Origin of the sequence: Binatus sp. (SeqCode), from assembly GCF_050013435.1 — a bacterium.
GTDB lineage: Bacteria > Desulfobacterota > Binatia > Binatales > Binataceae > Binatus.
On record NZ_JBEKFG010000099.1, the window covers coordinates 1 to 11064 of the forward strand.

Genomic DNA, 11064 nt, shown 5'->3' on the forward strand with positions numbered 1-11064 from the left:
GCCAAAACCAGGAACACGCCCGACAGCACATAGACCAGGGGAAAGGCGAAGTACGAGCGCAATTCCTTGCGCGTCACCGCGAGCATCCTGCCCACTGAAAAGCCGGTTCCCGCGGCGCGGATCGCGGCGCGTCGCGACTCGGTGGCCGCTCCGGCAACTTCCAGCGTGTCTGCAGCGTTAGACATCGAATGCGACTACCTCAATCTCAATGCACATTGAACTTCGCGCGCGGTGCAGCTAAACCCGCTCCTCCCTGGTGACCAGCCGCATGAACAGATCCTCGAGACTGAGCGCCATCGGCTTGACTTCGAGCAGATTCCATCCGTGCTGCACGACGCAAGCGGCGAGCGCCGCGCGGACTTCGTCGCCGTGGCCGCTGGAGTACGCGACGAATGAGCACACTCCCGTCGCGCCGGCTTCGACCGGACGATCCTCGAGCCGCTCGACGAACTTGACGGCCGTCAAAGCCTCGCGCACCGCCGGCGACGGACCGCCGACCGTGATCATCGTCTGGTCGGTTCCCTGCAGTTTCGCCGTGAGGCGCTCGGGCGTGTCCTGCGCTACGATTCGTCCGCGGTCGATAATTACGACGCGGCGGCAGGTCATGTTGACCTCGGGCAGTATGTGCGTGGAGAGCAGCACCGTCGAGTGTCCGGCCAGCGAACGTATCAGGTCGCGGATTTCGACCACCTGGCGCGGATCGAGTCCGACCGTCGGCTCGTCGAGAATCAGCACCTCGGGATCGCTGAGGATTGCCTGCGCGATTCCCACGCGCTGCCGGTAGCCCTTCGAGAGCTTGCCGATAAGCTTGCGCCGCACGTCCTTGAGCCCGCAGGTCTCGAGCGAATATTCGATTCGATCGCGGGTCGTGCGGGGATCGATCTCGCGCACCCGGGCGCCGAACTCGAGCAGCGCATCGACGCTGAGGTCGGGATACAGCACCATGTTTTCCGGCAGGTAGCCGACGCGGCGGCGCGTTTCGAGCGAATGTTCGGCGACATCGAGGCCGCCGATCAGCGCGCGTCCCGAGGTAGCCGGGAAAAATCCTGTCAAGATTCGCATGATCGTGGTCTTGCCCGAGCCGTTGGGGCCCAGCAACCCGATGATCTCGCCCTTCTCGACCTTGAACGAAACGTCGTTTACGGCCAGCGTGGCGCCGAAGTACTTGGTTAGTTCCTGGACCTCTATCATGCAAAAAAGCCTGCTCTGGCCGGCGCGCGAAATTCAGCGCCCCCCACGTTCATCGGCGCCGGGGTATCGTGCATAATTCTCGATGGAGTACAAATGGCGCCCGGCCAGAAGTGCGATCCTCGGCATTTTAGGGACGGCTGGGCAGGGAAGTCAATTCAGTTTTTTTCGCGCGCCGATCGGCTAATCTGTCCGATGCGCGCGGTTGCAAAAAAATTGGCTGGTGACTCCAGAGGAAGGGGTGCATAGATGGGACGATTGCTCACAGGCGGATTGATCGTCGCGATAGTCGCAGCGCTGCTGTTTTTTCTCTATTCGAGCAGTTATCGCACGCGCATCGAGGAGCAGACCCAGCAGACCTCGCAGCTCAACGCCGAGCTGCTCAAGCTTCAAAGTGAAAACGAGCAACTGAAAGCCGAGCTCGCGAAAGTCCAGGGCGAACAGAACATTCTCGCCGCACAGAACGAAGAGATGCGCAAGGCGATCGCGTCGTTCAAGGCCACCGGCAAGATGCCAGAGATTGCTGCGCCCGCCAAGTAGTCAGGCACCAGCGCGCTCTCACTCCTCGTGCTCCGGCTTCAGCATGAAGCGCTGCCATTCCTGGAGAAACCCCAGCGACCGCATGTCCGGCATCCGGTCGAGGTAAACTTCGCCCTTCAGGTGATCGGTCTCATGCTGTATCACCCGCGCGTGGAAATCCGACGCGACAATCTCGACCGGCTGCGCATCGCGCCCGAGCGCCGTCACCCGCAGCTGCTTGAATCGCGGCACCCGCCCACGAAGATCCGGCACGCTCAGGCATCCCTCCCACTCTTCGACCAACGTCATGTCGAGAATCGCCACCACGGGGTTGATCAGCACCGTAAGCGGCACTTCGGGCATGTCGGGATAGCGCGGATGGTCGTGGACTTCGAGCACCGCAAGCTGAATGGGAAGATGGACCTGCGGAGCGGCCAGCCCGACGCCGTTGTACCCGTACATCGTCTCGATCATGTCGTCGATCAGGCGCTGAAACTCTTTGCTTTTGATCCGATCGGCCGGCACCGGGCCGGCTTGGGTCCTCAGCGACGGAAATCCGAGACGGGCAACTTTCAAAATCATCGCGCAACCTCACTTCGCCGCGCCGCGGGGCAAAAGACCCGATCGCAGCAACGCCCTTTCAATATCCGCATCAACTGTCCTTAATTATAATTACGCAGCGACAGTTAACAGGGTAGGAAACCGGGTGCGGGTCGGGGTAAAAAATTAACCTGAGGTAAACTGCTTATGACTGTGAGGATTCCGCTGCCCGATCAGGCACAGCTCACGCCGGAAATCGCGGCGACGCTGGGCAAGCTTCCGCCGCTGAACGTGTTCCGAATGATGGCGAACGCGCCGGCGAGCTTCGAGCCGATCATCAACTTCGCGATGTCGATTCTGCTGCGCAGTGAGTTCGACAAGCGCAAGCGCGAGATCGCGGTGCTGCGCGTCGCGCACGTTACGCGATCGAACTACGAATGGACGCAACACGTAGCGGTCGCGAAGAGCGTCGGCGTGAGCGACAACGAGATCGCCGCGATCGGGGTGGACGGCGCCGTCACGGGACTCGATGCCGAGGGAAACCTGCTGTGCCGCGTCGCCGACGAGATCAGCCGCGACGTGCGGCTGAGCGACGAGGCGCTTGGCGCAATCATGGACCGCTACGGCGTGCGCCAGGCCACCGAGCTCATCCTGTGCTGCAGCTATTTCAACATGCTGAGCCGGTTTCTCGAATCGACCCGGGTGGAGCTGGAGTCCCAGCCGCCGCTCGCCTCGGCGCGACGGGGCGAGAATTCATGAGGCACTGGATCGCTTGCTGAACGACACGAGTGAGACAGCGGCTGATGCGCCGGCGGCATTGCGCACGGTAACGGTGATGCTCTGGATAAGCGCCGGCGCCACTGTGCTGTACTGGGTGACTTTCTTCACCTCGGGCGCGGTGCAGAGCAGCAGCGAGGGCGGCTACCTTGCTTTCGAACGCGCGTTTCCGGCCGGCGATGCGTGGCTTGCTTTTGCGGCGGTGGCCTCCGCGTTGATGCTGGCGCGGCGGGACCCGCGCGCGCTGTTGTGGGGACTCGTCGCGGGCAGCTCGTTCGTTTACCTCGGGCTGCTCGACACGCTGTACAATCTCGAAAACGGCAAGTATGCGTCGATTGACGGAGCGATGGCGGTCGAAGTCATGATCAATCTATTCTCGCTGAGCTTCGGACCGTTCCTGATCATTTATATGTGGCGCCATCGGCGGTGGCTCATGCGGACTGCGGGCTAAGGGGTTGCCGGCTGCGGCCAGCTATGGCGTGATGTCGGTCCAGGTCGCGCCGCCGTCGTTGGTCGCCAGTAATTTGGACTCGTTAGTCACGACCCAGCCCTGGCTCACCGTGGCGAAACTCATTCGCCTAACCGCCGATTCCTCAGGAGCCGGCATCGTGGTATCGGTAGCGCTGGCGCCCGGGCCGAGCTTGGTCAGCTGAGGCATACCGTTTTTTGGAACTCTGCCAGTGAACCAGGTCGAGTCGGCCACGGCGGACACCACCGTCGTGTCTTGCTCGTGATCGTGCAATCCGGTCAATACCCTGTCCGGCTTCCAGGTGACTCCGCCGTCCTCGGTGGCGAATAACACCACCACTCCAGGATAGGTAACGCAGACATAGCCGTGCTTGGGATCGTTGAATGTGGGAAGGCGGTATGCAGCATACGAGGAGGGGTGTTGCGGTGGTTGCATGCTTGCGAGCTTCGTCCCAGCGATCGAGCGCTCGAACTGCTCCAAGTTTCGGTCGTATTGCCGCATTAGATCGGTTTTCACCGGTGATTCGAGCTCGATACTCTGCCAGGTTCTGCCGCCGTCGCGGGTGACAAGGAGTTCGTCATTGGCTCCGCCGCTCACCATCCATCCCTGTTTCGGCGTCAGCATCAGCATCGGGCCAATTTCATCGTGCGTGTCCCATCCGGTAGCTGTTGCCAACTTCCAGGTTTCACCTCCGTCCTCGGTCGCCAGCAGCACGCCCGTGCCCCGAGAAGCTGCGCTCAATCCTGCCCCCAGGCCCAGCCAGCCGTGAACCGAGTCCGCAAAGGCCAGGCTCCCACCATGCAGAATATCGGACCCCGCGTATCTCCTATCCGGGACTGTCACGTGCCTCATCGACCAGCTGGCTCCGGCGTTGTCCGTGGAGGCCAGATCGAACTGCAACCCGCCAGGAATATCCGGTTCTCCGTGCGCGAACAGTACCCAGCCCCGGTTGGTGTCGAGAAAGAAAATCCCAGAGATCCACCCATCCTTTGGACCGGGGGGAGTGATGTCCTCCCATTCGGTCCCACCGCTGGAGGTCCACATAAGCTGCGGCCCGTTCGTTGCCCAACCCACATTTGGCGCGAGAAGCTGCACACCTGCGACCGACCCTGTCCGACGCGGTCTGGGTGCCTCGCCGCCCTGCTTAGGCGCAGGTGCTGCGCGGCTCCGCAGCGGATATGGCGGCAGCGGCCGTCCAGGCCCAAAAGGCCCAGCCGGTTGAGCCCACGCCGCTGGCGAAAATCCCAACAGCAACCCGGCTACCCACAGCGCCCGCCAAATTCGCCTTCGCATAGATACTCCTCGTGCCGCCTGTGCATCCAACAACGCCACGAACGGCAACGGCCCTACCAGCCGCGGAGATCGATCGGCCAGGTTTCGAGGATCTCTTCGCCGCGGACCAGACGCATCCGCTCGTGATAGGCGATGGTCGGATCGATATGCGCCGGCATCACGCGAATCCTGTCGCCCGGTTTGAGCGGTGAAGCAGGCACGAAAGTGACGTGCTCGTCGGATACGAACAACACTTGATGACCGCCGGCGATCGACGGGTTGCCATGATCCATTCCAAGCGCCTTCAACCCGCAATCCCCTACCGCGTATGACGATGAGACGGAGATGACCGTGGCCAGCACGGTGAGCCCCTGACGAAAGGGCAGGCCCAGTTTGGCGTAAGTAGTGTCCATCAGAACGTAGGAGCCGGCCTGGATTTCGTTTGCCCAGACGTTGATGTCGTAAGTCCCGGTGCCTCCCGCCGATACTATGTCGCCGCCAGCGGCCCGGTGGCCTTGAAGCAGTAATTCCATTGCGTCCGCAGTCAGGGTCAGGCGAGTCGTTCGATCGTCGAGGCCCACAACGTGTCCTTCGTAGCCCATCACACCGCGGACTTTGAGACCTTTGCCGCGCGCCAGGTCCGCGAGCCGGCCCGCATCGCCAGGCGCACAACCGCATCGCGGCAAGCCGACGTTTATGTCGATGAGAACTTCCTTTATCCCGGCCTGGGCGGCGGCGAGAATAGTGGGCGCGGAATCGACGGCAAGCGTGACGCGTGCGTTGACGGCCGCCAGGCGGCGCGCATCGAGCACTTCATTGGCGAGCAGGAGATCGTCGCCCAGTCCGGCCGCCGCCATCCCTTCGATCTCGCGGATGGTGGCGCAGGTGAAGCTCTTATGGCCGACGCGCGCCTGCATTTTGGCAAGCGCGGTACATTTGTGGGCCTTGACGTGCGGGCGCAGCCGCGGCCCAGGGACGGCGGCCGCCATGGTCTTGAGATTATGTTCGAGGGCGTCGGCATCTGCGAGCAGTGCCGGAGTCTGAAGGTCATAGATGTTCATGGCAACCAGCTTGTCATCGGCGGCACGAGGGTGACTCTATGAGAGTCGAGAACATTCGCGAGGTCAAGACGCGGTTCAGCCGCTACGTCAAGGAGATGTCCAAAAGCGGCTCGGTCCTGATCACCAAGAACGGCCGGCGATGCGCGGCTGGCGTCACTTCGCGATGGCCGCGCTAAGCGTGTCCGTCTTGTGGCGTCCGAGCAGGTCGTCGATGCGAGCGCGAGCAGGTCGCACGACGACGCGCGGCTGAAGAAACTCGGCGGCTAACCGGAGCGGTCCGGTTTTTCATGGCATCACCGCAGAGCCCAGCATCCCAGCCGTAGTTCGGCGCTTGTCGCCCGCTTTACGGCGAGCATCTATTGACTACAAGCGCCAGCCGCGGAAACGGCATTGTCATCCAGTGTAACTGCGCCACTGGAAACAACGGCACCTGCCAGCGCTCTGCCGTCCAGCGATGCGCCGTCGCCCAGCGTGATCGACGTGTCAGCCAGTATGTTTCCTACCATCGCACAGCCCACTCCGATAGTCGCTGAACTGCCAACCTGCCAAAAGACGTTGGCTGCCTGCGCGCCATTGGCCAGGATAACCTCGCAGGTGGGGGTGGTCAGGGTGAGGGTGGCCGCCATCTGGAAGACCCATACAGCATTCGCGTCACCTTGGGCGTCAAGCGTGAGATTCCCCCCCGTTATCTCGAGCGTGCCCGCCACGTTTGTATAGAGGCCGGGGTAAACAGTAAGTCCGGCCAGGTTTTCGTTCACACTAGCTGCCCCCGGCAGCGAGGCGGGGGTGGCGGCGAGGTACGCGGTCAGCAAGGAGGACAGCCCCGCAATCGCTTGCGGATCAGTGGCAGTATAGATCGACCCGTTCACTATTCCAGGCGGGAATCCAGTCACAGAGCTGAGTGTGCTTGGCGTCAAACCAAGATCCCCGTCGATCACGGTAAAGCCGGTGTTAGTAACCGTGGATCGAGCGAACACCTCGAAACCAGCGGCCGCTCCAAGATCTATCGACGCAAGACCCGGCGTTGAACCGGCGGTAAAGCTCCACGGGTTCGGGACGGAGCCTGCTGCCAGCGCATTGCCTTCCAGATCTTTGGCCCCGGTCGTGACCGTGGCGGTGAATGAATCACCGGCCGTGAGAGCGCTGGTGGGAGTAAACGTCACGATCCAATTTGTCGCATTATAAGTGATTTTCCCGGTTACAGGAGTCGAGGCGGTCTCATCAACCAGGGTAACAGTTGTTGCATTGAGCGTTGCAGGGTTCATCGCCTTGCTGAATGTTGCATTGACAGACGCGTTAGGGGGCACCGCCGTTGCCTCGCTGGCAGGGGCCGTGAGAGTTATGGTGGGCGCGATGGTGTCCGGCCCGGAACCTGTTTTGAAGGTCCAAATGAACGCGATCGCCAACGGGTTTCCTGCGAGGTCCGTGGCGCCGGTTGTAATCGTCGCAACATACTGCGTGTTGGCCACTAGAGCACTGGCCGGTGTAAACGTCGCGGTTGTGCCGATGGTGGAATAGGTCACCGTACCGCTAACCGACGTTGGGCCAGGACTCGTGAGCGTAAACGTCGACCCATTAATGGTTGTAGAGTCCATCCCCTGACTGAAGGTTGCGGTGATTTTCTGGTTGGTAGGCACATTGAGGGCGCCATCAGCCGGATTTGTCGAGATGACAGTTGGGTCGGTCGTGTCTGAGCTCGCGCTGGTTGTGAAAGTAAATACAAAATTACTTGCCAGTGGAGTTCCGCCGGCGCTCTCGGCCCCGGTGGTAATCGTTACCTCATATGTGGTGCCAGCCGTGAGTACGCTGGTGGGCGTGAAGATCGCGGTATCGTTTGTCGCGTCGTAGGTCACGGTTCCGCTTATGGGAGTTGTGCTGGGCGGAATTGTCACCACAAAGGTCGAGGTATTGATGGTCGAAGCAAGCATCGCCTCATTGAAAGTCACCGTGATGTGCTGATTAAGCGGCACCCCCTGGCCTCCGCAACCTGTGATCGGTGGGCTGGTCGAAACCACGACGGGGGTTGCGGTCGGCGCCGGCGTTGCCGTCGCGGTCGGGGTTGCCGTCGCCGTCGCAGTTGCCGTCGCGGTCGCGGTGGCTGTTGCGGTTGCCGTCGGGGTCGGCTTCTTCTGGCTCGCGCTGCCGTTGAGCTTGATGGTCTCCGACGGCTTGCCCTTGGTCCCGTTGTTAGTGATCAGAATTGTCGCGTCCAACTTCTTGCCCGCTTCGTGCGGAGCGAAGGTGACATCGACCTCGACAATGTTGGCTTTGCTGTCCTTTACTTTGCCCGGGATCGGGATCGTTCCGCCCGTAACAGTGAGCCCCGGACCGGAGATTGTGTAATCGCCGGGGTACGTTCCCGCCGGCGCCTTGACGGTTACGGACAAACCCGCCCTTCCGGTGTTCGTTAGGGTGAAATGTTTGGTCTCGGTGGTCGCTTTGTCGAGGTTGACGCTGAAGGTCAGCGTCGTGGGCGAGATAGAAAGTTCACTTACTGCTGTCCGGCTGTCTCGGGACGCATCGTTATCCGATTGCGCCAGCGCCGGCCGCGCAAGCGCTGCGATCAGAAACAACAGCGAAAAACTTAAACACGCGACGAACCGCGTAAACGACTTGTTGAAGCGCATCGACACATTCCTCCCTTCATCAGCAGCGGTTATCAGAACCGCACAAACGTATTCCATTCCGCGGGCTGCAAAAGCTCAAGCGGAAAATCTCCGGCGATGTTCTAAAGAGAACCAACGCCTTCGAATCGGATTATCAACTAGAAGTTATTCTTGAAATGTTGCGGATAGGCCGGCGATGATCAGGCAGTTTCACCTGGTTCGGGCTCGCTCGGTTGAAAGACTTTCGGCGGCCGGCCCCGACCCACCCGATGAAACTACTGTCGATGGAGACTACGGATACGTGTCGCGATCACGACCGGGGTCGCGATAGCCGGCATCGATGCCGATGCCCGCGCCGATGCGCGGCTAGCTGGTCGCGGCGGGCTTGTGACGGTCTGCTATTTTTGCTGGAGGCCCGCGGTCTTCTGGCGGATGATGCTGACGAGTTTGTCGTAGCCGTCGTTGTTCAGCACGCGATTGAACTGGTTGCGGTAGTTGGCGATTACGCTGATCGCGTCAATCGTGATGTCGTAAATCTTCCACTCATTTGCGTCGCGGCGCATCAGGTAGTTGACGGGAATCGGATCCTTCTGGTCTTGCAGCACGACGGTGCTGAAGACCTCGGCGTAGTCGGGGCTGTCGCTGTCGATCGACTGGCGGGTGAATTGAATGACCGAGGATTTTATCTGCTCGTTCACCTTCTCGACCGAATACGATTCGATCCGCGACAAATACGCGTCCTCGACGAACGCGGTGAACAACGGCACAAACTCGCTCTTCTGCGCGGGCGTGAAAGTGCGCCAATGATAACCGATCGCCGATTGCGCCATCTCCTGAAAATCGAAGTGGCTCTCGGCAATCGCGCGAAGTTTCTGCTCCCGCTGCGCGGGCGCAATAGTATTGTCCTTGAAAACGACGAAGGTCTGATCGACGACGGATTTCACCGAGCCGATGGCATCGGGCGCAACCGCTGAATCCGCCATCGCACCGGGGGCGGCGGAAGCAGCGATCGCACATGAAATCAGCGCTCCGAGGGCGACTGCCCGGATGGTCAATTTCAACCGCGGCATCGTTCGGAAAAATAGCCTAACTTTGGAAGGCCGGGCCGTTCTTGAATTGCTTGCGGTCGTCTTCGTCGCCGTCGGCCGGGCGATGCAGGCAGCTTTCCGCGAGCCATCGCGTAGTGACAGTATCGGACAGCGCAACGCCGCTCGCATCAACCGCCCAGGTGCGGCTGTTGATCGTCGTTTGATTGAATATCCTGCCGCAACTCCTGCAGGTAAAGGCGAGCCGGGAACCGCCTCCTGGAGCAATCGATTCGATGGTGCGGATCTTCCAGTCGTGCGTTCTCCACGGCGTCAACCCTTCATCGCGCATATCGTCTCCCGATTGAATTTTTCATCTTTTCCCTTTTTCACTTTTCGTTTTTTCAGTGTTTCACTGTTCAGCTCGCACCGACGCTCTGAGCCGGCTATGCGGCGCCGTTGCTGGCCTTGCGCTTGGCGGGAGCGCGGCGCTTGCGCTCGCCGCGATATTTTTGAGCGCCGGGTTCCTGCGGACGATATGGATCGACGTGAATCTTGCGGCCCTCGAGTTCGACGCCGCTGAAGTAGACGGCCGCGTTAACCGCGTCGTCAACTTCGATCATTTCCACGAAGCCGAATCCCCTGGATTTGCCGGTGAGCTTATCGGTGATCACCAACGCGCCGCCTACCTGGCCGATTTTGGAGAACAGCGACCGCAGCGAATCGCGCGTGACCGACTCGGCGAGATTTCCTACATATATTCTGGGCACCGGGCCTCCTCGTGCGACGTACGAATGCCTGTCGTCTCCCAGGACGGGAGCTCGAAGACAGTCGAAAGACTGAAAAACTGCAGAGGCAGCGGGACTCGGAGTCCCCGCGACCCGAAAAACGACTGAGCGGGCATCGCGTGCCCGCCCAGTCTCAGACTAATTTACCAGCGGCCGCCGCCTCCGCCGCCGCGATTCTCGCCACCGCCGCGCCGGTTGCCACCGCCACCGCCGCCGCCACCGAAGCTCGATTCGCGGGGCTTGGCCTCGCTAACCTTGATGTTCCTGCCCTTCAGATCCGTATCATTCAGGGTCTGTATTGCCTTGGAAGCATCTTCCGCATTCGCCATCTCGACGAAGCCGAAGCCCTTCGATTGGCCGGAAAATTTATCCGTGATTACCGCCACACTCTGAACCTGGCCTGCTTGTGAAAACAGTTCTTCCAGGTCGCTGTTGGAGACCGAGTAGGCCAGATTGCCTACGTACAATTTGCTGGGCATTTTTGCCCTCCGTAAGTATTTGCCGGGAAGCTCTCGTATCGAAAACCCGGGCCAATTCCCGGGCTTAGAGAAAGGAACAATCCGAGCGTTAGATAGTGAGAGTACGCTATTTCCGTGGACAAAGATAGGGGGGTCCAAACACGCTGCCAGCATAATGTTAACGCCGGCGGCAGGAGGTCGATCCGGGCCAGCTTTCCAGGCTTTTTACTTGAATGATCCCAGCGGGAGTCGAACCCGCGTTCCCGACGTGAGAGGCCGGTGTCCTAACCACTAGACGATGGGACCATCGCCGCGCGCGACCGCCGATGGCCCGCGCGCGCTTTGCAAAAATCGTTGGCTG

13 protein-coding genes, 1 tRNA gene and 1 pseudogene are annotated in these 11064 nt (G+C 60.7%); 4 read left to right on the forward strand and 11 right to left on the reverse strand.

Annotated features, from left to right (window positions below):
- Both ABSB13_RS15460 and ABSB13_RS15465 read right to left on the reverse strand, forming a co-directional pair.
- Positions 1-185 (reverse strand): annotated as a pseudogene (locus ABSB13_RS15460) (hypothetical protein); the annotation flags it as partial.
- A 52-nt stretch (positions 186-237) separates the two neighbouring features.
- Entirely contained in the window at positions 238-1191 is a 954-nt protein-coding gene (locus ABSB13_RS15465) for an ABC transporter ATP-binding protein (RefSeq protein WP_428110125.1), read from the reverse strand.
- 246 nt (positions 1192-1437) lie between these two features.
- Between ABSB13_RS15465 and ABSB13_RS15470 the strand changes: the two genes are divergently transcribed.
- Positions 1438-1728, forward strand: a complete 291-nt coding sequence (locus ABSB13_RS15470; RefSeq protein ID WP_428110126.1) for a hypothetical protein — start codon at positions 1438-1440, stop codon at positions 1726-1728.
- Between the two features lie 18 nt (positions 1729-1746).
- Here the strand turns inward: ABSB13_RS15470 and def are convergent, their stop codons facing one another.
- Positions 1747-2289, reverse strand: a complete 543-nt coding sequence (gene def / locus ABSB13_RS15475; protein ID WP_428110128.1) for a peptide deformylase — start codon at positions 2287-2289, stop codon at positions 1747-1749.
- 165 nt (positions 2290-2454) lie between these two features.
- On the opposite strand from def, the gene ABSB13_RS15480 reads away from it, so the two are divergent.
- On the forward strand, positions 2455-3006 hold the full coding sequence (locus ABSB13_RS15480; protein ID WP_428110129.1) for a carboxymuconolactone decarboxylase family protein: 552 nt from the start codon (positions 2455-2457) through the stop codon (positions 3004-3006).
- 13 nt (positions 3007-3019) lie between these two features.
- A complete protein-coding gene (locus ABSB13_RS15485; protein WP_428110131.1) occupies positions 3020-3475 on the forward strand; it encodes a hypothetical protein in 456 nt (151 codons plus the stop codon).
- 21 nt (positions 3476-3496) lie between these two features.
- Here ABSB13_RS15485 and ABSB13_RS15490 read toward each other — a convergent pair whose 3' ends face one another.
- Complete coding sequence (locus tag ABSB13_RS15490) at positions 3497-4537, reverse strand: beta propeller repeat protein (protein WP_428110132.1); 1041 nt, start codon at positions 4535-4537, stop codon at positions 3497-3499.
- 302 nt (positions 4538-4839) lie between these two features.
- Positions 4840-5826, reverse strand: coding sequence for an alanine racemase (locus tag ABSB13_RS15495; protein ID WP_428110134.1), 987 nt, complete (start codon positions 5824-5826; stop codon positions 4840-4842).
- A gap of 38 nt (positions 5827-5864) precedes the next feature.
- On the opposite strand from ABSB13_RS15495, the gene ABSB13_RS15500 reads away from it, so the two are divergent.
- Positions 5865-6002: a type II toxin-antitoxin system Phd/YefM family antitoxin gene (locus tag ABSB13_RS15500; RefSeq protein WP_428110135.1), complete on the forward strand. Its 138-nt coding sequence runs from the start codon at positions 5865-5867 to the stop codon at positions 6000-6002.
- A gap of 180 nt (positions 6003-6182) precedes the next feature.
- Here the strand turns inward: ABSB13_RS15500 and ABSB13_RS15505 are convergent, their stop codons facing one another.
- The 6 genes from ABSB13_RS15505 to ABSB13_RS15530 form a co-directional block, all read right to left on the reverse strand.
- Positions 6183-8453 carry an Ig-like domain-containing protein gene (locus ABSB13_RS15505; RefSeq protein ID WP_428110136.1) on the reverse strand — a complete coding sequence of 757 codons (2271 nt, stop codon included), beginning with the start codon at positions 8451-8453 and terminating at the stop codon, positions 6183-6185.
- A gap of 377 nt (positions 8454-8830) precedes the next feature.
- Positions 8831-9415, reverse strand: a complete 585-nt coding sequence (locus tag ABSB13_RS15510) for an MlaC/ttg2D family ABC transporter substrate-binding protein (RefSeq protein WP_428110138.1) — start codon at positions 9413-9415, stop codon at positions 8831-8833.
- A gap of 103 nt (positions 9416-9518) precedes the next feature.
- Positions 9519-9809, reverse strand: a complete 291-nt coding sequence (locus ABSB13_RS15515; RefSeq protein WP_428110139.1) for a hypothetical protein — start codon at positions 9807-9809, stop codon at positions 9519-9521.
- Positions 9810-9903: 94 nt separating this feature from the next.
- On the reverse strand, positions 9904-10227 hold the full coding sequence (locus ABSB13_RS15520; protein WP_424671108.1) for an RNA recognition motif domain-containing protein: 324 nt from the start codon (positions 10225-10227) through the stop codon (positions 9904-9906).
- A 161-nt stretch (positions 10228-10388) separates the two neighbouring features.
- Complete coding sequence (rbp, locus tag ABSB13_RS15525; RefSeq protein WP_331961655.1) at positions 10389-10724, reverse strand: RNA-binding regulator; 336 nt, start codon at positions 10722-10724, stop codon at positions 10389-10391.
- A 213-nt stretch (positions 10725-10937) separates the two neighbouring features.
- Positions 10938-11009 (reverse strand) — tRNA-Glu (locus tag ABSB13_RS15530).
- Between the last annotated feature and the right edge of the window lie 55 nt (positions 11010-11064).